This window comes from Catellatospora sp. TT07R-123 (assembly GCF_018327705.1).
In the GTDB taxonomy this organism is placed as follows: Bacteria; Actinomycetota; Actinomycetes; order Mycobacteriales; family Micromonosporaceae; genus Catellatospora.
The window spans coordinates 4,480,796-4,502,902 of sequence record NZ_BNEM01000001.1; the positions used below are offsets into that span (position 1 = coordinate 4,480,796).

Genomic DNA, 22,107 nt, shown 5'->3' on the forward strand with positions numbered 1-22,107 from the left:
GACATATGCAAGCCGCCACGCCGTGGCTCGTCACCGGTTCCCCTCCGGGGTCGTTCATCCGGGTGACGCGGGCGCCCCCGCCTGCCGGACCAGGGGAGTCACCATGATCGAGAAGCTGCACCAGATGCTGTTCGAGCCGCGTTACCCCGTTCGCTACGTCGGACGCCACCGCGCCGTCGGACAGCCGTTCCCGCTGCCCCAGATCTCGGTCTCGTTCCGGCGGTCGCGCTCGACCACCGCGGCCTGACCTCAGTTGGCGGCGCCCAGCTCCCAGCTGGGCACGGGCGCCGGGGCCTGCATCGGCCCCGTGTACTCCATCAGGATCAGGGCGATGTCGTCGTCGAGCCGGTCCTGCACCCACTCCATCAGCGCCGACTCGACCGACGCGAGCCCGTCGGAGACGGTGCCGTGGCCCAGCAGTTTCCAGGCGCGGTCGGTGATCGGGAAGAACTCCCCGTCACGGCGCGCCTCGGCCAGCCCGTCGGTGAGCATCAGGAGCCGGTCGCCCGGCTCCAGGCGCTCCACCCGGCTGCGCACCACCGGCATGAAGCCCAGCGGCGGCGCCGGTGCGGGCGGGTCCAGGGTGATGACCTCGCCCCGGCGGATGAGGATCGGCGCCGGGTGGCCGCAGTTGACGATGGTCAGCGTGCCGCCCCGCTCCTCGACCAGGCACGCCGTCACGAAGTCCTCGTCGCCGACGCTGCGGGCGACCGCCCGGTCCAGGTCCGCGACGATCGCGCGCAGGTCCGCGCGCTCATAGGCCACATGACGGTACGAGCCGAGCACGATGCTCGCCGTGCGTACCGCGTCCAGGCCCTTCCCGCGCACGTCCCCGATGATCATGCGGACGCCGTACGGCGTGTCCAGGGCTTCGTAGAGGTCGCCGCCGATGTCGGCGGCGGCGGTCGCGGAGATATAGCGGCCCGCCACCGACAGCGTGCCGACCTTCGGGCCGAGCGTGCGCAGCACCGCCTGCTGGGCGATGGTCGCGAGTTTGGCCAGCTCGGCGATGCGCTCGGCCTGCCGCTGGCGCACCATCGCCACCACCGCGGCGATGCCGCTGGCCAGGCCGACCCCGATCACGTTGATGAACGACGAGACGTCGCCCAGGCCGCTGAAGAACGCGAACACCGTGCCGGCCGCGGTGGCCACCCCGCCCGCGAACAGCACCGCCTGCCAGGGCGCGAACACCGCGGCCAGGAAGGGGACCGTCGCCATCAGGCCGACGTACCGGGCGGGCCTGCCGTCGGCGAGCTCCACGGCGCTGATCAACACGAGCAGCACGAAGGCCGCGCCGAGACCGGCGCGGAAACCGGGACTGAGCGGGCGTCCGCCCGACAGGGCAACTGGTATGCGTACGGCAACCAGCATGCCTGATCAACTTGACGCCAACGCTCAGATTGTCCCCTCGGTGGATCACATTCTGTCCGGACGGACAGCTTTTCAAAGGGACATAGTCGAGTAAGGCGACGCGTCACGAGCAGCGCAGCGTTCAGCGCGGGCGAAGATACGCCCGGATTAATGACGTTTTGCCGGAACGCCTACTCGGCGGCGGTCGGCCAGGTCCGCCAGTTCAGGTACGAGCGCGACGCGGTCGGGCCGCGCTGGCCCTGATAGCGCGAGCCGTTGACGCTCGAACCGTACGGGTGCTCAGCCTCCGACGACAGGCGCAGCACGCACAACTGGCCGATCTTCATACCCGGCCACAGCCGGATCGGCAGCGTGGCCACGTTGGACAGCTCCAGGGTCACGTGACCGGAGAAGCCCGGGTCGATGAAGCCCGCGGTCGAGTGCGTCAGCAGGCCGAGCCGGCCCAGGCTCGACTTGCCCTCCAGCCGGGCCGCGAGCTGGTTGCCCAGGGTCACGACCTCCAGCGTCGAGGCGAGCACGAACTCGCCCGGGTGCAGCACGAACGGCTCCCCGTCGCGCACCTCGACCATGGCGGTCAGGTCGTCCTGGCGCTCGGCCGGGTCGATGTGCGTGTACAGGTGGTTGTTGAAGACCCGGAACAGTCCGTCCAGCCGGACGTCGATGCTCGACGGCTGGACGAGGCTCGGCTCGAACGGATCGAGCTGGAGCTGGCCCGACTTGATCTCCGCTACCAGGTCGCGGTCCGAAAGCAGCACGACCGCCAGCCTAGTGCCAGCGCATCTTGTCGCGACCCGCAGGTCATCTGGGTGGTTTAGACCTCGCCGCCCTGGGTATCACCTATCTGTCCAACCCCTGGGCACACGGCCCCGGGCTCCCGAACGTGGGGTCCGGGGCCTGCGCTGCGGGCAGCAAGATCACCGTTTTCGGTCATACCCCCATGCTGGAGTGAGCCTTGCGTCCCGAAGTCGCGATCACCGTATCCCCGCAAACCACCCGATCGGGGACGGCGGGCGTGTCTCGATAGCGCTCTCGAACATTTGTTCGATAAAGTCCCCGACATGGCTACCTGGTCCGAGTTCGCCGCCGCCACACCGTGGCTGGCCGAGTCGATCCGCGCCCTGCTGCACCAGTACGGGCCCGGCATGGGCTACCTGGCGACCGTGCGTGCGGACGGCGGTCCGCGCCTGCACCCGGTGTCCCCGATCGTCACCGACGAGGGGCTCTACTGCTTCATCCTCGACACGCCCAAGCGCCGCGACCTCGACCGCGACGGCCGCTACGCGCTGCACGCGTTCCCGGCCGAGGACAGCGAGGTCGAGGCCTGCCTCACCGGCCGCGCCCACCCCGTGACGAGCCCCGTCACCGTGGACCACCTCGCGCGCACGCACCGGGCCGCACCTCTGGCCGACTGGCGGCTGTACGAGTTCGCCATCGAGACCGCCCTGCTGCACCGCCACGAGGAGGACACCCTGCCGGTGCTGTGGCGCGACCGCCGCGCGGCGCCACCCGAGCCCGTGCCCGCCGCCGACCGCCGGGGACACCGGCCCTACCTGCAATTACTGGCGGCCTGAACGCCGACATCGACCCGCGGCGCTTACCTGCGTGCGTTACGGCCGTGACGTCAGGTACAGTAGGGGCCGCTTGCGGGTGTAGTTCAATGGCAGAACATCAGCTTCCCAAGCTGACAGTGAGGGTTCGATTCCCTTCACCCGCTCCACAACGAAGGCCCTGGTCAGGACGTTGATCCCGACCGGGGCCTTTGGTTTTGCGGCGCAGACTCAACGGGACGGCGTGCCGGCGGGCGCATACCGAGCCACTGGTCGGCGCCCCAGGCCTCGAACCGTTCCACCTCGATGAATCCCAGCTTCGCCGCGAGGCGCATCGAACCGGTGTTGGCGGTCTGGGTGGCGAGCACCACCGGCTCGCCGGGAAGCACGCCGTCGAACCAGCCCAGCGCCGCCGAGCACGCCTCGGTGGCGTACCCGGATCCCCACGCCCGCGGCAGGAACAGATAGCCGAGATCGGCCTTCCCCACGGCGGCCGGGCGGTGCTTCGTCGCCCTCCTGAGCAGGATCTGGCCGATCATCGCCCCGTCGAGGTCGACGACGAAGCTCCCGGGCCAGCGCTCAGGCACCTCGGGCAGCTCGCGCTCAAGCACGTCACGCGGACGGGGGCCGCCGAGATAGGCGTTCACCTCCGGCGAGGCGAGCAGCTCGATGAACGCCGCACGGTCCCGCGCCTCGGACTCACGGAGCACAAGCCGCTCGGTCCTGATCGGCTCAGGCGGCCAGGCCGCGATTTCCAGGGCTTCCATCCGCGCACGCTAACAGACGGTCCTATGTCGAGCGGGATGGTCGATCGCGCGGACGCGGAGGACCCCGCGCCGACCGAGCCGGTGGAAGAATGCGGCGATGACGCTGCGGATCGCCACCACCCAGCCGGCCGGGAGCGCCGACGCACGCGAGAACGGTCGCAAGGCCCGGGAGCTGATGCGGCACGCCGCCGCGGCGGACGTCCGGCTCATCCAGTTCCCCGAGGGATTCCTGTCGGGGTATGCCAAGGAGCAGATCGCCGACTGGAGCGACGTCGACTGGACCGCTGTCCGTGACGAACTCCGCGGGGTAGCCGAGCTGGCCGCCGAACTCGGGATGTGGGTCGTGCTGGGCTCGGCGCACCCGCTGACACCGCCGCACCGCCCGCACAACAGCCTCTATGTGATCTCCGACCAGGGCCGGCTCGTCGACCGCTACGACAAGCGCTTCTGCTCGAACACCGAGATCACCGGCTTCTACAGCCCCGGTTTCGCACCGGTGGTGTTCGACGTCGACGGCTACCGGTTCGGCTGCGCCATCTGCGTCGAGGTCAACTTCCCGCAGCTGTTCGCCGAGTACGAGCACCTCGGCGTGGACTGCCTGCTGCTGTCGGCCTGGCCCGTCGACAGGGTCTTCTTCCTCAAGGCCCAGGCGCACGCCGCGATCAACAGCTACTGGCTCAGCCTCTCAGTCCCGGCGCAGAGCGCCGACCTGATGTCCTCGGCGGTCATCGGCCCGGACGGCAGCCACCTGGCCTCCGCCGACGCCGCGACAGAGCTCGCGGTCGTGACCCTGGACCGAGGCGCTCCCGAGTTCCACATGGCACTCGATCTCGCCCGTCCCTGGCGCGCCGCGGCCGCCCAGGGCGACATCTACCGCAGCCGCCGCGTCGAAGACCCCCGCAGCGCCGACCGGACGTGCATATAGCCGAGTCGTTGCCTGGCATCCGCGCGCTGGCGCGCTACTGATCAGCGCGCGGATGCCGGGACGGGCCCGACCGGGTGCTCCGGCCAGGCCCGTCGGCGTTCGGTGCGTACGCCTCAGCGGGCGGACAGCGCCGCGAGCAGTTCCTGCTTGTTGGCCGGCGGCGCGGGCGCGGCGGTCACCTGGATCGAGCCGACCGCCGTCGACCCGGCCGGGCCGCTGATCAGCGTGCCGAACTGCTTCAGCTGCGCCTCGGCGACCACGCCGCCGAAGACGAGCCCGGTCGTGATCGCCGGGCTGTGTCCCGACAGGAACGCGGCCGGCATCCGGTTGACGGCGCTCGCGGTGCCCGGCGTGAGCAGCAGCGGACCGCCGACAGCTCCCATCAGCGCTCCGCCGGCCAGCGCGTCCGGCCAGTTGGTGCCGGTCGCGAGGCCGACGTACCGCGGGCCGTGGCCGAAGAAGGCCGAGGCCACCATGCTGGCGGTGTGGTACCGGTCGGTGCCCTGGAACGGCCACGGCTGGTATGCCCCGGCGCTGAGCGCCCGGACCGCCTGCACGCCGATGCCGAGGCGTTCGGCCGGGTGCGTGTCGAGGTACTTCTTGGTCGCGGCGGGCAGGGCGGTGTCGTTGGTCAGCACGACGACCGCGGACAGGGTGCCGCCCGGCACGTCGAGCGAACCGGCCGCCGCTCCGGCCGCCAGGCCGTCCGGGAAGTTCCGGCCGGTCGCGGCCATGATGATGTCCGGCGTCGGGTCGATCGCGTCGGCGATCTTCACGGCGGTGTCGTACCGGTCGGTGCCGGCGAGCCGGACGATGCGGTAGCCGAACGCGCGGATCGCGGCCTCGACCTGCGCCGACAGGGCGCCGGTGCTGCCCAGCAGGTACACGGTCGCGGTGGTGTTCGCGCCCAGCACCCGCTTGATCTCCGTCGCGGTCGCCGGGTTGAGCGAGGTGGGCGGGGTCAGCAGCAGCGGGCCCTGCTTGGCGGCGGCGAGCGCCGAGCCGCCGAGGGAGTCGGCGAAGTCGTCGGAGCGTCCCAACACGACCGCCTTGGCCGGGCGGCGGCGGTCTCCGGCGGCCCCGGCGGTCGCCCAGTACGACTGGGCGACGGCGGTGGCCGTCTCGAACCGGTTCCGGCCGGTGAGCCGGGCGACCGTGCCCCGCTGCTGCGACCGGTACGCCGGGATTCCGGTCAGCGCGGTCGGCGCGGACGCGCCACCGGCCGCCGCGACCGTGCGCACCCTGCCGCTCGCGGTGTCCCGGAACGCGATCGTGGCGCCGTCGCCGGACCAGGTCGGGTCGTCGTAGGCGGCGGTCGCGTCGGTGTCGATCCGGACCGCGCCGGTGCCGTCGGTCTTGACGGTCCAGATGTGGCCGCCGGACACGTAGGCCACCCGGGTGCCGTCGGGTGAGAACGCCGGGTTGGCGCCGTCGGCGAGCTTGCGGTAGTCGGCCTCGGTGCTGCCTGAGCCGTCCCAGAGCCACACCTGCGGGCCGGCGCCGCCCTTGGCCGGCTGCCGCTGCACCGCGACGCGCCCGTCGGGGCCGCCGTCGGGGTCGGTGAAGTAGGTCCCGCCGGTCTGCCAGTCCTCCGCCGGCGAGATCGTCTCTCGCCGGGAGCCGAGGATCACGTCGTATCCCCGGCGGTAGAGGACGGTCCCGTCCGAGTACACGAGCGTGCCGCCGTCGCCGACGAACGTCGGGTCGGTGTAGTGGCCGCTCACCGAGTCCACCACGGGCGTCGCACCCTGGGGGTCGTCGTAGCGCACGGTCACGATGCGGCCGCGCTGGTCGGCGAAGGCGGCCCGGCTGCCGTCGGCCGACCACTGGAGGTCGCTGACGGTCAGCGGCTCGTCCTCGTAGCAGTAGCCGTCGAAGCACCACTGCGGCGCCGCGAGGCTGGTGCCGTCGGCCAGCAGGATGCGGCCGCCGTCGACCGCGGTCAGGGTGCTGGAGGTGCCGGACGCGCTCGGGTGGCTCGCGTCGGCGGGGGCGGCGAAGACGGTGCCGAGGAGGGCGGCCGCCATCGCGGCGGCGGCCAGCGGCCGCCGGTGGGGAAGGTTCACGAAGGTGCCTTTGAGAATGTGTAGATCTTTCGGTGCGGATGCCGAGTGTAAGCGATCCGCGGCACCTCGATACCGCCACTGACCTGCACATATACCAGCGGGACAGATGGGGCGGGCGGTGCGGCTCAGGCCCTGGCGGCCAGCGCGGCGACGAGCCGGTCGTGTTCGGCCTGGGTGCCGATGGCGGCCCGGTGCTCGGGGTGCTCGGTGTACCAGCGGATCGCGTCGGCGAGCAGGTGCGGGTGTACGGCCCAGCCCAGCGGCAGCGCACGCAGGCGGCGCAGGTTCGGCGGCAGCGCGTCCGGGTGGGTGTACGCCAGCGGCAGGGTCCAGCCGCGCTCCCCCGGCCGCGCCGGCAGGCCGGGTTGCAGCAACGCCCACGGGATCACCCTGCCGTGCCCCACGGCGCCGCCGACGCGGATCCCTTCCGGACCGAGATCCAGCCGGTACGGCCGCCACAGCGCCAGGCCGAGCACGACCGCCACCAGCACGGCCACCCCCAGGCTCGTCGTGGCGAACACCGAGGTGTCGCCGACCCGAACGACGGCCGTGTTGTACTGCATCGCGAGGACCCCGAGCAGCGTGAGGTACACCGAACGGCCGTAGGTCCGGAAGGCGGTGCCGGTCACGGCGAAGCGCCTGGCCCGGCCGTTGGGTCTGATAAGTGCGGCCCCGATCAGCACCAGGCTCAGCACCAGCGTCAGCGCGCGGGTGGCGAACTCGACCAGCAGGTCTCCGCCGGTCAGCCAGGACAGCAGCGCGAAGGCGGACGTCGTGAGCAGGAGCAGCGCATACAGCCAGCGCAGGCGGGTGAGGGACACAGCGTGGCATCGTACGAGGTCAGAGCAACCCCCGCTGACCCGTACCGGATGCTAGCGTGCCGGTCCCTGACCGATGCGCGCGTGTTCGACCTGATCGCCCCGGATGGGACCCGCCTGGCGCTGCACGACTTCGGCGGTGCGGGCGAGACGGTGCTGCTGGTGCCGGGCCTGTGCGGCTACTTCCTCGGCGGCTGAGCTCAGACGCGGCCGGCGCCGAGGACGGACGCGACCACGACGGCGAAGGTGCCGCCCGCGAGCAGCCCGAGCACGATGGTGAAGAACCGGGGCCGGGTGCGTACGTCGCCGAGGGTGCGCTCGGCGGGGACGGCGGCGAGCAGCCCGAGGATCTTCGCGGCCGCGCGCAGCTGGGCCGGGCGCCGGTTGAGCCGGTCGATCGGCACGTCCCAGACGGCGCTGACCCCCATCGGCACGGCCAGATGCCGGTACCCGGCGACCCGGACCCGCACGTGGTCGTCGTCGGCGAGGTCGACGCCGCCGATCAGGTGCCGGGGCACGTGGTAGACCCGGAACGCGGTGTGCAGGCTGAGCCGCCGCGGCGTGATGACGATCTTCACAGCGAGTCCGAGCAGGTAGAACGCGATGGCCACGGGGATGAGCAGCCCCGCCACCACCGCGACGGTCTCCGGCGGGTCGACCACGGCCGCGATCGGGACCGCCACCGCGATGACGGCGACCATCACCGAGGCGAACCCGTCCCGCCGCCGCACCACGCCGCGGCTGCGCCGCCCCTGGACCTCCGGCTCGGGCATGTCGTCCAGGCGCGCCTCGTTCCAGCGGCGGCGGCGCACCGTGACGATCCGGCCGCCGATGGCCAGGAACGCGGTGATCCCGGCGATCGTCGCGAGCACCGGCGGCAGCCAGTGCCCGGCCCGGCTGGCCAGCCCGTCGGCCGTCGCCACGGTGCCCGGATGCGCCGGGTCGAGGTAGACCGTCGGGTGGTCGCCGACCGCCAGCCCGGTGCCGAAGGCGCCGGTGAGCTCGGCCGTGTAGGTCCGGCCGCCGTAGTCGTACCGGACCACGGTGGTGTCGATCCGGTTGTGGTGGCGCACCGCGACGACGGCGGCGTCGGCCGGGGCCCCGTGGGTGACCAGGCGCTCGACGTCGGCCCGCCCGCACAGGTACGTGACCAGCGCGGCGAGCCCGAACACCAGCGCCGCCGCCAGCCCGATGCCGGTCGCGCGCCGCGTCCACGCCCTCGGGTACGGCGTCGCCTCTGCCACGCGGACCTCCCCAGTTCCACCGGCTGCTTGATCGTGGCGCCCACCCTAGCGAGCGGCGGCAAATTCAGCGACCGAGCAGCTCAGAGAGGGTGACGGGTTCGAGGTGGCGCTCGCGCAGCAGGTCCAGGATGTACGGCAGGGCCTCATCGGTGAAGCGGGCGTTGTCCTCGGTGACATGCATGATCACGATCGAACCGGGCCGGACCTTCTTCTTCACCGCGGCGACGATCGGGCGCCAGTCGGTGGCGAACGGGTCGCCGCTGACCACGTCGCCGTCGATCACGGTCAGGCCGAGCGGCGCCATCGCGCGAAGAGCGGCCCGATCGTGGCACAGCCCCGGGAAGCGGAAGTAGCGGGTCTGGCGGCCGCCGTACCCGGAGATGATCTCGAAGGTCTTCGCCACGTCGGCGGTCATCGCGCCGGGCGCGATCCGCGGCAGGCCGTAGCAGTCGGCGGTGAACGCGTCGTGCCTGAAGGTGTGGTTGGCCAGCTCGAACCGCGGGTTGGCGGCCAGCCGCGCCGTCACCTGGGGGTAGTGCTGCACCCACATGCCGGTGAGGAAGAAGGTCGCGGGCACGTGCCGGCGTTCCAGCAGCTCAATGATCTTCAGATTGGCGTACGAGTGCGCCTCGCCCTCGGCGAGCTGCCGCAGCATGAGGTCGGACATGTCGGCGTCGAACGTGAGCGCGACCCGCGCCCGCCGGGGGCTGCCCCGGTCGACGACCGGCGGCACCAGCCCGGCCCGGGTCTGCCCCGGCAGCGCCTTCGGCGTCGAGCCCGGGGCGGGCGCGGGGGTGGCGGTGCGGCTCGGCGACGACGAGCGGATCGCGACGGGTGCCACATCTGCGGCGGCGGCCCGGCTCGGAGCGGCGGTGGCGGCGGCGGTGGCCGTCGCGGCGGTGGCGGCGGTGGCCGTCGCGGCGGTGGCGGTCGCGGCGGCGGTGGCTGTGGCTGTGGCGGTCGCCGCGGCGGCGGCGGACCATCCGGTCGCCTGCGGGCCCGGCTCGAACTGGCACGCGGTCAGCGCCGCCACCGCGACGGCCGCCACCAGCCTTCCGACGGGCCTGCCCACGGCTCCATCCTCCCAGGACCGCGGCCCCGCCGCCGCCTGCGCGGCCTGGCGAGGCTGCACTTTCCGGGAAAGTGCGGGAATCCGTCCGCCCGAAGGGACAGTTTCCCCGAAACTGCCGTCACCCGACGCGGCAGGTGGCTGCGCGAGGGATCAGCGCATGAGGGCGGCGGCGATGGTGCGGGCCTCGGGGGTCCAGGCCGACGGGCGGCCCTTGGCGTCCATCTTGACCATGACGCGGCGGCCGTCGGCGTACACGGTGGCGCCGTCGGCGGACCGGAAGCGGAAGCCGTACACGGCGCTGGTCTCGCCCATGCTGTCCAGCCAGAACTGCACCGCCACGGGGCCGGTGCCCCGGATCGGCGCGTGGTACGTGATGGTGAACTCGCGCACCGCAGCGATCATGTCGGGGCTGCTGGGCCGGCCGTCGTGGAAGCCGTAGCCGTGCTCGGCCCAGAACTCCGACATGGCCCGCTCCAGCACCAGGGCGTACCGCGCGTTGTGCATGATGCCGACGATGTCCAGGTCGTCAATGTGGATCATCGCGGTACGGACGGTGCCCGCGGACAGGTCGAGCAGTGCGGTGGTCATTCAGGGCCTCTCAGATCGGCGGCAGCAGGTCGGGGTCGGTGGTCAGTTCGCGCAGGCGGCCGAGCACGGCCAGGCGGGCGTCGTCGGTGCTGCGGGCGAGCAGCCGGGAGTGCAGCAGGGCGGCGACCCCGGCGGCGTCGACCTCGAACGCCAGCCGCCGCACGTCCACGGCCGGCGGCAGTTCGCCCAGCTCGACGGCCTCGGCGACCAGGCGCTCCACCAGCTCGATCCACTCGCTGAGCACGGTGGCGAGGCGGTCGGGGACGGCGCCGGTGCGTCCGGTGCACTCGAACTCGGCGTTGGCGAAGAAGCAGCCGCCGGGCAGGGTGCGCGCGGCGTAGAAGGCGAGCCGGGCCTCGTGCAGGGCGAACAGGCGGCGGATGCCCCGGGGCTGGGCCAGGGCGGGCAGCACGATCAGGCGGCGCCACTGCTCCCGGGCGTGCTCGATCGCGGCGAGCTGGAGCTCCTCCTTGGAGGCCCAGTGCGCGAACAGGCCGGACTTGCTGACGTGCAGCCGCTCGGCGAGCTGGCCGAGCGACAGCCCGTTCAGCCCGGCCTCGCTGGCCAGTGCCACGGCGGCGTCGAGCACCGCGGTGCGGGTGCGCTCGCCGCGGGCCAGCCGCCCGTCCGTCTCGGTCATGCGGCCACCATACAAAACGACCGATCGGTCGTTCGTTGACTCGTGAGGGAACTCACGCCTTCCGGCGGCCGCCGGCCGGCGCTTTCCCGGAAATCGCGGGATGCCCGGTGACCAGGTGCAGCTGGCGGGGCGAGGGCCCGATGTCGACCCGCTGCCCCCAGGCGAGCACCAGGTGGTCCAGCTCGACACCGTCGGCGAAGACGACCAGGCGCTCGCTCTCGCTGGTCAGCGATAGCTGCTGGCCCGGGGCGATCCGGCCCGCCGTGCACTGCACGCCGGTCGCCTGGGACGGCCAGGCCTCGCGGACGAACCAGCACAGGTCGTGGGCGTCCGGTCCGGGCAGTTCCTGGCTCATGCCGCGTTCCAGGGCGACCGAGGCGCACCACCCGGTGGCCCCGGTGCCCGTGCCGACCAGGACACCCGATGACGAGTGCCGCTCGCGCCGCCCGTCCGGCGCGGTCAGCAGGTATCGCGACGACTGGTGCGACTGGTGACCGACGTACACCTCGTTCAGCCCGGCCAGCTGCTGGCCGTCGTCGAGGGTGGCCACCACCATGGCCCGCCGGTGCGTCTCGCACCGCCCGGCGGGCACGTCGCGCAGCAGCACCGCCGCCTGCTGCGCCGAGAACCGGGCCAGCACCCCCGGGAAGCGCCGAGGTTCGGGGTTGACCCCGACCACCGGCTGCCCGTCCAGGTACTTGGCCACGTTGGCGACCAACCCGTCCTGGCCGACCGTGATCACGACGTCCTCCGGCGCGAACAGGAACCTGGCCAGGTCGTCGCGGTCGACCTGGCCGCGGCGCCAGTCGGCGGGCAGGGCGGCGCTGACCACTGCCAGCGCCGCCTGCTGCGCCGTATGACGCTCCTCCACCTCGGAGATCTCCCTCCCCCGTTGCCTGAGGAAGTACTCCGCGGCGGCCCGGGTGCCGTGGCGTCCCAGCAGCTCGGACAGCTCGCTGCGGCGGGACACCACGACCGCCCGGGTGGCGAGCGTCGCGCTCATCGGTCGCCGCCGCCCGCACCGAAGCGGGCCAGCAGGCCGGTGATGACGTCGGGCGTGACGGTGAGCTGCCCGATCTCCGGCAGCTGCCCGGCGAGCTCGCGCAGGGCCAGGCCCCGGAGCACCTCGGCCGGCAGGTCCCGGTATGCCGCGAGCTTGGCCGCCTCCGCCTCGCCCTGGGCGATGCCGAGGGCCCGTACGCCCGCCGCCCTGGCCTCGGCGAGGGCCTGCTCCTTCTCCGCCTCGGCCGCGCTCAGCAGCCGGTCGCGCTCGGCGCGGCCCTGTGCGTCGGCGAGCTGCGCCGCGGCGTCCAGTTCGGCCCGGCGGCGGGCGTTGGCGCCGTGCTGCTCGACCAGCTGCTGCTCGCGCCGGGCCAGCTCGATCTTGTTCTTGAGCTCGTTTTCCGCGATTCCGCGCTCTTGCTCGACGGCCTGCGCCCGGCGGGCGAAGGTGGCCCGGTCCGCCTCGACCTGCACCGCCTCCCGGGTCGGCGTCTGCAGGGCCCGCTCCAGCTCCGGCTCGGGGCGGATGGCGACCACCCGGGCGCTGACCACCTGGACGCCCAGGTCGGCCAGGCGCGGCTCGGTGCTCAGCGCCGCCGACACCGCCTCGCGGACCGAGGCGACCTCGGTCAGCGCCTCGGCCAGCGGCAGCCGGGTGAGCAGGTCCAGGGCGGGCTGCTGGGCCAGCTCGGCGAGCAGGGTCGCGATCTGCTCCAGCGGGCGGCCGCGGCTGGTGCCCTGCTGCGGGTCGATCGAGAAGTCGAGCCGGGCGACGGCGACGGCCGGCTCCGCCACCCGGTAGGTCACCGTGGCCTGCACGGTGACGTCGGTGAAGTCGCTGGTGCGGGCGTGGAACAGCAGCGGCAGCTCGCGGTCGTCGACCGGCACCTCGCTGAGCACCGCGGTGAGCGGCCGGTACCAGAATGCCAGCCCGACGCCCTCCCGCTTGGCCCGGCCGCGCACGCTGTGCCGCACCCAGCTGGTCGGATTGCTGCGCAGGTGGCGCAGGAAGAACCGCTTCGACACGTCGGCCATGGTGAGTTCCTCTCGGGTGAACCCAGGTCCCTTTTTCGTCACCATGACGATAAGCGCCGTGCTAGATTCTCGTCAAGGTGGTGATAAATCAAATGGCCGACTATCCGGTGTTCTACGTCACGGCTGACCTGGTCGTGCTGACGGTGCGCGACAACGCGCTGAAGGTGCTGCTGATCCGGCGCGGGGTGGAACCGCACCTCGGGGCGTGGGCGCTGCCCGGCGGCTTCATGCGGGACGGCGAGGACCTCGACACCGCCGCCCGGCGCGAGCTGGTCGAGGAGACCGGGCTGACCGCGCCGACCGGGCACCTGGAGCAGCTGGCCAGCTACGGCGCGCCCGGCCGCGATCCGCGCGGCCGGGTGGTGACGGTGGCGTACCTGGCGCTGGTGCCCGACCTGCCCGCCCCGGTCGCGGGCGGCGACGCGGCGGGCGCCGACTGGGCCGCGCTGCCCGTGGGCGAGCTGGCGTTCGACCACGCCCGGATCCTGGCCGACGGGGTGGAGCGGGCTCGGGCGAAGCTGGAGTACACCCCGCTGGCCGCCGCGTTCTGCCCGCCCGAGTTCACCATCTCCGACCTGCGCGAGGTGTACGAAGCCGTCTGGGGAGCCAGGCTCGACCCGCGCAACTTCCACCGCAAGGTGACCAGCACCCCCGGCTTCGTGGAACCCGTCGGCCGCTCGGTCACCGCCGAACGGGGCCGCCCGGCCCAGCTCTTCCGCCGCGGCGCGGCGCAACTCCTCCACCCGCCGATGCTCCGCCCCACCACCTGACCGGGCCGGGCCGGGCCGCACGCGTGAGACGCGCCCTGGTGCGTGCAGTTTCGGGGAAACTGCTGGAATCGCGGCCAAGATTCGTGCAGTTTCCCCGAAAGTGCACGGATCTTGTGGCGCCGCGAGCCCTGGAAGGAGGCCCGCGGCGCAGGTGCGGAGAAGGGTGGCGACCCTGCGGGTGCTCCGGGTCCGGTCAGGCCGGGCGGCCGAAGCTGTGGATGTTGCCGTCGTCCATCCTGCGCATGGCGATCGGCTTGCCGGGGCGGGAGGCGTGGACGATCCAGCCGCCGCCGACGTACATGCCGACATGGTGCAGGTCGCTGTAGTAGAAGACCAGGTCACCGGGGCGCAGGTCCGCCCGGCTGACTGACTTGATCTTCGCGCGCTGCGACTTGGCGTTGTGCGGCAGCGACACCCCGACGCTGTCCCAGGCCGCCATCGTCAGACCCGAGCAGTCGAAGGTGTTCGGCCCGGCCGAGCCCCAGACGTAGCTCTTGCCGATCTGGCGGCAGGCGAACTGCGCGGCCTTCGCCGCAGCGCCGCCCGGGTACGCCGCCGGGCACGGCGCGGGCCGCAGCTCGCCCAGCCCGCTGCCGCTGGAGTACGCCTGCAACCGCAGCCGGTTCAGCTTGTCGATCTCGGTCTCGATGGTCTTCGCGCGGGCCGCCTGCTCGGCTTCGAGCTTGCCCAGTTGCGCGACCAGCGCGTCGAGCGGGTCCTTCACCTTGTGCAGCTCCGCCGTGGCGGCGAGCACGTCGGCGATGCGGGACTGCTTCTCCCGCGCGAGCTGCCCGACCATGATGAGCCGCCGGGCCGTCTCCCGGCTGTCGCCGCGGGACAGGAACAGGTTCACCTGGGCCAGCTCGCCGCCCCGGTAGAGGTGGTCGGCGAAGGTGCCGATCCGGGTGCGGGTCAGCTGCACCTGCATCTCCAGCGGGGCGAGCTGCGAGCTCAGTTCCCGCGCCCTGCCCTGCTGCCGGGCCAGCTTGATCTTGGTGGCGTTGTGCTCCTCGACTATCGGTTCGAGCCTGTTCCACTGCGCGTCGATCTGCTTCTCGATCTCCGCCGGCGAGGGCGCGGCGTGCGCCGCGGCGGGGCTGAGCATCAGGGCGGCGGCGGCCACGGCCAGCGCCGCGAGGAGGCGGGGGGTACGTGGTCCACTGCTGAGCCCCAACTCCTGGGGCCTGTTATGGCTACACACGAGGATCCACGTTAGGCACCACCGTTACCGTTTCGCAACTTCGGCCTTGATCAATGGCACTGCGTGTGCGGCGGCCTACTCGATGTCGACGAAGACGTCGTCGATCATGCCGTGGAATTGATCGTTGTTGGTGGCGGCGCCCTTGCCGCCGATCCGCACCGGGGCCTCGTTGTCGATGGCCAGGTCGGCCGGGAGGTCGGTCTCGCCCGAGGGCTTGCCGTCCACCAGGACGAGCAGCTTGGCGCCGTTGCGGGAGCACTCGACGCGGTGCCAGCCGCCGTCGGCGACACCCCGGTCCGCCAGCGCCACGAAGATGTGGTTCTTGCCGTCGACCGGGCCGGACACGACGCAGCTGGGCTTGCCCTCATACCCGTCGACCTGGAGCTTGAACTGGGTGCCGGTCATCGAGTAGCCCTTCTGGACCACGTTGGAGCCCTTGCTCGTCTCCCCCGCCGTCAGGAACACCGCCGCGCCCCAGTGCAGCGGCCGCAGGCCCGGGTTGAGCCCGGCGCTGTCGGCCACCTCCAGGATGGCCCGGGGGCAGGTGTCCTCGGACGCGGCGTGGCACGAGTCCGGGAAGCGCACCGCGAGGCCGCTGTCGTGCGCGACGAAGGTCAGCTCGCCGCCGAGCTGCGCCTTCTGCGTGAGCGCGAGACCGTCGCCGCCGCGCTCCAGGCCGCCGTCGAAGTCGAGGCGGATGCCGGTGCCGGTGCGCGGCGGGGTCGACGGTGCGGCCGAACCGGACGGGCGGGGCGCGCCCGCCGACGGTGTCGGGGCGGTCGCCTCCGGCTCGTCCGCCGACCGGGTCGCCAGCACGGCGAGCGCACCGCCGGCACCGGCCAGCACCAGTACGAGTACTACCTGCCACCACTTGATCCGCCGCATTCGGACAGGTCTACCACAGCGCGGCCGGACCGAGGCACCCGCCGACGGTGGTGTCCGGGCGTCCGCACGGGCGAAAACGCCGATCGCCGGGCCCTCAGGGCCCGGCGATCGGCGATGCGGTGTCGGATAGAGGTCAGCCGCCCGGCCTGATGTAGCCCGCGATGGGCATCGTGTCGATGTACGCCATGCGCACCACGTCACCGGTGTGCGGCGCGTGCACCATCACTCCGCGCCCGTTGACCTTCCCGACGTACAGCCCGACGTGGTGCAGGCCGTCGTTCGGGAAGAAGAAGACGAGGTCGCCGGTCTGCGGGGTGCTGACCCGCTTGCCCTCGGTCCACTGGTCCTTGGTGTAGTGGCTGAGCCTGATGCCCACCTGGTACCAGGCCCACTGGGTCAGGCCGGAGCAGTCGTAGTGCGGCTGCGGCGACTTCGACAGCTCCTCCGGGGAGCCGAAGACGTAGCTCTTGCTGATCTGCTTGCAGGCGGCCACGGCCACCTTCTGGCCGTTGCCGCCGATCGCGGTGGCCGGGCAGAGCGAGCCGATCTTGTAGCTGCCGCCGGGGGCGCCGCTGCCGTACGCCTTGACCCGGAGCGCCTGGAGGCGGTCCACCTCGGCCTCGATGGCCTTCTTCTTGGCCCCGACCTCGGCGTCCTTCTTCACCTGATCCGCGATGATCGCGTCAAGCTCGGACTTCTGCTTGTCGTACAGCGCCTTCGCCTCGGTCGTCGCGGCGATCTGCTCCTGCTTCGAGTGCGCCAGGTACTCCAGGATCGCCAGCTGCTCGGCGAACTGCTTGGGCGAACCGCTGGACAGCAGCGAGTTGATCTCCTGGTTGCGGCCGCCCTTGTAGTACTCGGCGGCGATCGCGCCGACCCGGGTCCGGGTCACCTCGACGGTGAGTCGCAGCGGCTGCAGCTTCGCGTCGATCGCGGCGGCCTTCTTCTTGGACTTGAGCAGGTCGCCGTGCGCCTTGTTGTAGTCCTCGATGACCGGTTCGAGCTGGTTCCACTGCTTGGCGATCTCAGCCTCGATCTCGGCGAGCGAGGGCTCGGCGTGCGCTGCCGCGGGCGCGAACAGTCCGGCCAGCAGGCTGGCGGCCAGCGCCGTCGCGAGCAGGAGCAGCCGTCGCGGACGTCTGCGCGCGGTACGGAGGGGGGACACCTGATCTCCTTTGCCGCCGACCGCGGCCGGAGGTTAGGGAAGACCCGGCCGCAGTGACCGCCGCGGGGTTGCAGGGGGTAACAACCAGGCGTACGCGGCAGTCGGTCACCAACCCTAGGAAACAAGGTGAGCCGGTTTCAAGCCGCTGGCGAGACAACTTCGCTGAGCTGCACCGATGTCACGCAGCGTCAGTCCTGATCACACTGCCGATGGCGCCATGATCGCGGTCAGGACGTCGTCCAGCGTCACCACGCCGACCGGCACCGGACCGTCGCTGACCAGCACGATGTGCCGCCGCTCGCGGCGCATCGCGAGCAGCAGCTCGGCCAGTGAGCGCTCCGGCGGCACCACTGCCAGCGGGCGCACCAGCCCGGCCGGGATCGCGGCCCGCCGGGCCGCGCCGTCCAGTCCGATGATGTCCTTGACGTGCACGAACCCCAGCACCCGGCGGGTTCCCCGGGCGACCACCGGGAACCGCGACCGCCCGGTCCGGGTGGCCAGCACCTCCAGCGTCGCCGGGGACGTGTCGTCGGTCACGATGGTCACCGACGACCACGGCCGCAGCGCGTCGGCGGCGGTGCGCTGGTGCAGCGCCAGCGCGCCCGCGATCCGCGCGTGCTGCTCCGGATCGAGCAGCCCCTCGGTGCGCGCCTGGGCCACCAGCCCGGCCAGTTCCTCGGCGGTGAACACCGTCTTGACCGCGTCCGCCGCCGGGATCCGCCACAGCCGCAGCACCTGCCGCGCCGCCCACTTCATCGCCAGCAGCAGCGGCTTGGTGGCCAGGCAGAACACCAGCATCGGCGGGCCGAGCCACAGCACGCTCGCCTCCGGCCCGGCCAGCGTGATGTTCTTCGGGACCATCTCGCCGATCACGGTGTGCAGGAAGACCACGATCAGCAGGCCGGTCACGAACGCGACCGGGTGCAGCAGGTTCGGCGGCACGTTCAGCGCTTCCAGCGGCGTCGAGAGCACATGTGCCAGGGCGGGCTCGGCGATCGCGCCCAGCGCCAGCGAGCAGATGGTGATGCCGAGCTGGGCGCCCGCGATCATCAGCGGGATCTGGTTCATCGCCGACAGCGCCCACGCCGCCGGGCGCGAGGTCTGCGCCTTCGGCTCGATGACGGTACGGCGGGAGGCGATCAGCGCGAACTCCGCGCCGACGAAGAACGCGTTGCCCAGCAGCAGCGCGATCGTGATCAGGACGTTGTTCACTCGTCGTCCCCCGCCACCTGCACCAGGCGCACCAGCTCGACCCGGTGCCGGTCCATCTCCACCACGGTGAACTCCCAGCCGTGCGCCTCGACGAAGTCGCCGACCGAGGGGATGCGGCCCAGCTTGGCCATCAGGAAGCCGCCGAGCGTCTCGTACGGCCCCTCGGGCAGGCGGAAGCCGGTCTGCTCGTCGAGCTCGTCCTCGCGCAGCATGCCGTCCACCAGCCAGGTCCGTACGCCGCCGGGCACGGTCACCTCCACCGAGCCCGACTCCTCCTCCTCGGCGGTGTCATGCTCGTCGGCGATCTCCCCGACCAGCTCCTCGACCAGGTCCTCGATGGTGACCACGCCGTCGGTGCCGCCGTACTCGTCGACGACGATGGCCATGTCGGCCCGGCCCGCGCGCAGGGCGGCCAGCACCTTGTCCAGGTCCAGCGAGCCGGGCACCAGCACGGGCTCGCGGGCCACCGAGGCGACCGTGGTCGCGTCCCGGCGGTGCAGCGGCACCGCCAGCGCGTCGTTGACGGACACGACACCGGTGAGGGTGTCCAGGGTCTGCTCGTACACGGGGAAGCGGCTGTGGCCGGTCTCGCGCACCACGTCGAACAGCTCGGCGACGCTGGCCGACGCCGACAGCCCGACCACGTCGATGCGCGGCGTCATCGCCTCGGCCGCGTGCTTGTCGCCGAACCGGACCGTACGCTGGAGCAGCAGCGCGGTGTCCCCCGGCAGCGCGCCCGCCTGCGCCGAGATCGCGGCGAGCAGGCCCAGCTCCTCCGGCGACCGGGCGCTGGCCAGCTCCTCCTGCGGCTCGATGCCCATCCGCCGGACCAGCCAGTTCGCCGAGCCGTTCAGCGCCACGATCAGCGGCTTGAGGACCCGCGAGAAGACCCGCATCGGTCCCGCCGTACGCAGTGCCAGCGGCATCGGCCGCGACAGCGCCGCGTTCTTGGGCACCAGCTCGCCGAAGAGCATCGAGAACAGGGTGGCGATGCCCAGCGCGATGGCGTGGGTCCAGCCCGCCGACAGCTTCAGCGGGTCCAGCAGCTTCGACAGCGCGGGCTCGGCCAGGTAACCGGTGAGCAGTGCGGTCAGCGTGATGCCGAGCTGGGCGCCGGACAGCTGGAACGACAGCTCCCGCAGTGCGCGCCGGACCGTACGGGCGGCGCGGTCGCCGCGGTCGGCGCGGATGTCGATGTCGGCGCGGTCGACGGTGACGAGCGCGAACTCGGCAGCGACGAAGAACGCGTTGCCGACGGTCAGCAGCACGAACAGCAGTAGGGGCAGGATCGTCAACAGCGCGTCGATGGCGAGATCACCTCGCGGCCGATTCTGCCAGACGTCCTCGCCCCACCCCCAAACCCGGACCATGCGAGCCAGGCCACTGACCGCCCCTGCCCGGCCACCCCTTGCTCAGCAAAGTTGCCGGGCAATCGGGCACTTGGCGGTCCAAGATACGCACGATTGCCCGGCAACTTGGCCGATCTTGAGGGGTGGGCGGGTCAGCCCTTGACGGATTTGAGGAGGACGGTGGCCACGTCGATGACCTCGACGCTCTCGTCGCCCTTGGAGCGGACGCCGTCGGTGATCATGGTGGAGCAGAAGGGGCAGCCCACGGCGATGGTCTTGGCGCCGGTGGCGAGTGCCTCCTCGGTGCGCTCGACGTTGATGCGCTTGCCGATGCGCTCCTCCATCCACATGCGGGCGCCGCCGGCGCCGCAGCAGAACGAGCGCTCCTCGCGGCGGCCCATCTCCAGGATCGCCGGGGCGGCCGAGCCGCCCAGGGCGGCGCCGAGGACCTCGCGCGGCGGGGTGAAGACCCGGTTGTGGCGGCCGAGGTAGCACGGGTCGTGGTAGGTCAGGCCGCCCTCGACCGGCGTCACCGGGGTCAGCTTGCCGGTCTTGACCAGGTGCGCCAGGAGCTCGGTGTGGTGTACGACCTCGACGTCCAGGCCCAGCTCGGAGTACTCGTTGCCGATGGTGTTGAAGCAGTGGGGGCACGTCGCGACGATCTTCAGCGCGCCTGATTCTTTGATCGTCTCGACGTTCTGCTGGGCGAGCATCTGGTAGACGAACTCGTTGCCGATACGGCGGGCGGGGTCGCCGGTGCAGGTCTCGTTGTTGCCCAGGATCGCGAACGACACCCCGGCCTCGTTGAGCAGCGTCGCGACGGCGCGGGTGGTCTTCTTGGCCTTGTCCTCGAACGCGCCGGCGCAGCCGACCCAGAACAGGTACTCGAACGACTCGGCCTCGCCGACGCGGGGCACGGCGAAGTCCAGGCCCTTGGTCCAGTCCTCGCGGGTGTTCGGGGGTGCGCCCCACGGGTTGCCCTTGTTCTCCAGGTTGCGCAGCATCGCCCCGGCCTCGGCCGGGAACGACGACTCGATCATGACCTGGTAGCGGCGCATGTCGACGATGTGGTCGACGTGCTCGATGTCGACCGGGCACTGCTCCACGCACGCCCCGCAGGTCGTGCACGCCCACAGCGCGTCGGGGTCGATGACGCCGAGCGCCTCCGCCCCGCCGATCAGCGGCCGCTCCGCCTCGGCCAGGGCCAGGACGTTGACCTTCGACAGCTGCTCGGCGGTGCCCTTCTCGTCCCCGGACAGGTCCTTGCCGCCGCCGGCGAGCAGGTACGGCGCCTTGGCGTAGGCGTGGTCGCGCAGGCTCAGGACGATCAGCTTCGGCGACAGCGGCTTGCCGGTGTTCCAGGCCGGGCACTGCGACTGGCAGCGCCCGCACTCGGTGCAGGTCGAGAAGTCCAGCAGGCCCTTCCAGCCGAAGTGCTCGACCTGCGAGACGCCGAAGGTGTCGGTCTCCGGGTCGGCTTCTTCCAGGTCGATCGGCTTGCCGGCCGAGGTCATCGGCTTGAGCGCGCCCAGCGCGGGGGCGCCGTCGGCGTTGCGCTTGAAGAAGATGTTGAAGAACGCGAGGAAGCGGTGCCAGGCCACGCCCATGGTGACGTTGAGGCCGATGGTGATGGCCCACGCCATCGAGACACCGATCTTGATCAGCGCGGTGATCGTGATGCCGTTCGGCCAGGCGGGCAGGAGCTCGCCCAGGGCGTGTGACAGCGGGGTCGCCCAGACCGGGGCGTGGAACCAGCCGTTGGCGACCTTGAAGCCGCGGATCAGGAAGCCGAGGATCAGGACGGCGAGGATCACGTACTCGACGAAGTAGGCCTGCCACATCGTGGAGCCGGCGAACCGCGAGCGGGACTTGCGGGTGGGCAGGTTGCGCAGGCGGATCCCGATCAGGACCAGGATCGAGATGATGCCGATGATGCCCAGCCACTCGGTCACGAACAGGAACGGCGCCCAGTTGCCGAGGATCGGCAGCTCCCACTCGGGGTTGATGACCTCGAAGTAGGCGCCCGCCACGAGCGACGACAGCAGGATGAAGCTGATCATCACGACCCAGTGGGCCGCGCCGACCACCGACCAGGTCAGCATCTTCGTGTGACCGAAGGTCTCCCGCAGCATCGTCACGGTCCGCTGCCCGCGGGCGTTCGACCGCGTCGGGTCGGGCTGGCCCAGCCGGATCACCGCCAGGATCTGCCGCACCGCACGCACGACCAGTACGACCGCGACCGCGGTCACCGCGAACGCCAATGCCGTAGCGACGATCTGCACCACGCCCATACCCACGCCTCCCTGCGCCCCGGTATCAGCCCTGTCTAACGCACACGTCTAGACCACACGCAGCCTACGCCCTAGTTACCGTTCAGTAATGTGAGGGTCGGCACAACGCATCCCACCCCGTTCGCCTGCTAGGGGCGAACGGGGTGGGGTCGTACGGAT

Annotated in this window: 21 protein-coding genes and 1 tRNA gene; 5 read left to right on the forward strand and 17 right to left on the reverse strand. The window is 71.8% G+C overall.

The window, feature by feature from the left end; all coding sequences use genetic code 11:
• Positions 1 to 103 precede the first annotated feature (103 nt).
• Entirely contained in the window at positions 104 to 247 is a 144-nt protein-coding gene (locus tag Cs7R123_RS19405) for a hypothetical protein (RefSeq protein WP_212828401.1), read from the forward strand.
• 2 nt (positions 248 to 249) lie between these two features.
• Here the strand turns inward: Cs7R123_RS19405 and Cs7R123_RS19410 are convergent, their stop codons facing one another.
• Both Cs7R123_RS19410 and dcd read right to left on the reverse strand, forming a co-directional pair.
• On the reverse strand, positions 250 to 1,371 hold the full coding sequence (locus Cs7R123_RS19410; RefSeq protein WP_212828403.1) for a PP2C family protein-serine/threonine phosphatase: 1,122 nt from the start codon (positions 1,369 to 1,371) through the stop codon (positions 250 to 252).
• Positions 1,372 to 1,541: 170 nt separating this feature from the next.
• Positions 1,542 to 2,126: a dCTP deaminase gene (dcd, locus tag Cs7R123_RS19415; protein ID WP_212828405.1), complete on the reverse strand. Its 585-nt coding sequence runs from the start codon at positions 2,124 to 2,126 to the stop codon at positions 1,542 to 1,544.
• Positions 2,127 to 2,429: 303 nt separating this feature from the next.
• Between dcd and Cs7R123_RS19420 the strand changes: the two genes are divergently transcribed.
• Both Cs7R123_RS19420 and Cs7R123_RS19425 read left to right on the forward strand, forming a co-directional pair.
• Entirely contained in the window at positions 2,430 to 2,942 is a 513-nt protein-coding gene (locus Cs7R123_RS19420) for a pyridoxamine 5'-phosphate oxidase (RefSeq protein WP_212828406.1), read from the forward strand.
• Positions 2,943 to 3,014: 72 nt separating this feature from the next.
• Positions 3,015 to 3,088, forward strand: a tRNA-Gly gene (locus tag Cs7R123_RS19425).
• 15 nt (positions 3,089 to 3,103) lie between these two features.
• Here the strand turns inward: Cs7R123_RS19425 and Cs7R123_RS19430 are convergent.
• Entirely contained in the window at positions 3,104 to 3,685 is a 582-nt protein-coding gene (locus Cs7R123_RS19430) for a GNAT family N-acetyltransferase (RefSeq protein ID WP_212828408.1), read from the reverse strand.
• A 97-nt stretch (positions 3,686 to 3,782) separates the two neighbouring features.
• Here Cs7R123_RS19430 and Cs7R123_RS19435 point away from each other — a divergent pair, with 97 nt between their 5' ends.
• Entirely contained in the window at positions 3,783 to 4,610 is an 828-nt protein-coding gene (locus Cs7R123_RS19435) for a carbon-nitrogen hydrolase family protein (RefSeq protein WP_212828410.1), read from the forward strand.
• Positions 4,611 to 4,723: 113 nt separating this feature from the next.
• Here the strand turns inward: Cs7R123_RS19435 and Cs7R123_RS19440 are convergent, their stop codons facing one another.
• From Cs7R123_RS19440 to Cs7R123_RS19475, 8 genes are all read right to left on the reverse strand, one after another.
• A complete protein-coding gene (locus Cs7R123_RS19440) occupies positions 4,724 to 6,676 on the reverse strand; it encodes a cell wall-binding repeat-containing protein (protein ID WP_212828411.1) in 1,953 nt (650 codons plus the stop codon).
• A 125-nt stretch (positions 6,677 to 6,801) separates the two neighbouring features.
• The gene (locus Cs7R123_RS19445; protein ID WP_212828412.1) at positions 6,802 to 7,497 is read right to left on the reverse strand and encodes a hypothetical protein; all 696 of its coding nucleotides are present in this window, start codon (positions 7,495 to 7,497) and stop codon (positions 6,802 to 6,804) included.
• A gap of 197 nt (positions 7,498 to 7,694) precedes the next feature.
• Positions 7,695 to 8,738 (reverse strand): DUF3592 domain-containing protein, encoded by a 1,044-nt coding sequence (locus Cs7R123_RS19450; RefSeq protein ID WP_212828413.1) that lies wholly within the window; start codon positions 8,736 to 8,738, stop codon positions 7,695 to 7,697.
• Between the two features lie 64 nt (positions 8,739 to 8,802).
• Positions 8,803 to 9,810 carry a polysaccharide deacetylase family protein gene (locus Cs7R123_RS19455; RefSeq protein ID WP_244871919.1) on the reverse strand — a complete coding sequence of 336 codons (1,008 nt, stop codon included), beginning with the start codon at positions 9,808 to 9,810 and terminating at the stop codon, positions 8,803 to 8,805.
• A 150-nt stretch (positions 9,811 to 9,960) separates the two neighbouring features.
• Positions 9,961 to 10,398 (reverse strand): thioesterase family protein, encoded by a 438-nt coding sequence (locus Cs7R123_RS19460; protein ID WP_212828414.1) that lies wholly within the window; start codon positions 10,396 to 10,398, stop codon positions 9,961 to 9,963.
• Positions 10,399 to 10,408: 10 nt separating this feature from the next.
• On the reverse strand, positions 10,409 to 11,038 hold the full coding sequence (locus Cs7R123_RS19465) for a TetR/AcrR family transcriptional regulator (protein ID WP_212828415.1): 630 nt from the start codon (positions 11,036 to 11,038) through the stop codon (positions 10,409 to 10,411).
• Between the two features lie 52 nt (positions 11,039 to 11,090).
• Positions 11,091 to 12,041: an NAD(+)/NADH kinase gene (locus Cs7R123_RS19470; RefSeq protein ID WP_212828416.1), complete on the reverse strand. Its 951-nt coding sequence runs from the start codon at positions 12,039 to 12,041 to the stop codon at positions 11,091 to 11,093.
• Entirely contained in the window at positions 12,038 to 13,075 is a 1,038-nt protein-coding gene (locus tag Cs7R123_RS19475) for an SPFH domain-containing protein (protein ID WP_212828418.1), read from the reverse strand. Before Cs7R123_RS19475 ends, Cs7R123_RS19470 begins: the two co-directional genes overlap by 4 nt.
• A 92-nt stretch (positions 13,076 to 13,167) precedes the next feature.
• On the opposite strand from Cs7R123_RS19475, the gene Cs7R123_RS19480 reads away from it, so the two are divergent.
• Positions 13,168 to 13,845, forward strand: a complete 678-nt coding sequence (locus tag Cs7R123_RS19480) for an NUDIX domain-containing protein (protein ID WP_212828420.1) — start codon at positions 13,168 to 13,170, stop codon at positions 13,843 to 13,845.
• A 193-nt stretch (positions 13,846 to 14,038) separates the two neighbouring features.
• Here Cs7R123_RS19480 and Cs7R123_RS19485 read toward each other — a convergent pair whose 3' ends face one another.
• The 6 genes from Cs7R123_RS19485 to Cs7R123_RS19510 all read right to left on the reverse strand — a co-directional run bounded on the left by Cs7R123_RS19485 (position 14,039) and on the right by Cs7R123_RS19510 (position 21,948).
• A complete protein-coding gene (locus Cs7R123_RS19485) occupies positions 14,039 to 15,019 on the reverse strand; it encodes a C40 family peptidase (protein ID WP_212828422.1) in 981 nt (326 codons plus the stop codon).
• 102 nt (positions 15,020 to 15,121) lie between these two features.
• Positions 15,122 to 15,931 carry a laminin G domain-containing protein gene (locus Cs7R123_RS19490; RefSeq protein WP_212828424.1) on the reverse strand — a complete coding sequence of 270 codons (810 nt, stop codon included), beginning with the start codon at positions 15,929 to 15,931 and terminating at the stop codon, positions 15,122 to 15,124.
• A 133-nt stretch (positions 15,932 to 16,064) separates the two neighbouring features.
• Positions 16,065 to 17,096, reverse strand: coding sequence for an NlpC/P60 family protein (locus Cs7R123_RS19495; protein WP_212828425.1), 1,032 nt, complete (start codon positions 17,094 to 17,096; stop codon positions 16,065 to 16,067).
• Positions 17,097 to 17,294: 198 nt separating this feature from the next.
• Entirely contained in the window at positions 17,295 to 18,308 is a 1,014-nt protein-coding gene (locus Cs7R123_RS19500) for a hemolysin family protein (RefSeq protein ID WP_212828426.1), read from the reverse strand.
• A complete protein-coding gene (locus Cs7R123_RS19505; protein WP_244872028.1) occupies positions 18,305 to 19,594 on the reverse strand; it encodes a hemolysin family protein in 1,290 nt (429 codons plus the stop codon). The genes Cs7R123_RS19500 and Cs7R123_RS19505 overlap by 4 nt, the downstream gene beginning before the upstream one ends.
• 215 nt (positions 19,595 to 19,809) lie before the next feature.
• Positions 19,810 to 21,948, reverse strand: coding sequence for a (Fe-S)-binding protein (locus Cs7R123_RS19510; protein ID WP_212828428.1), 2,139 nt, complete (start codon positions 21,946 to 21,948; stop codon positions 19,810 to 19,812).
• Positions 21,949 to 22,107 lie beyond the last annotated feature (159 nt).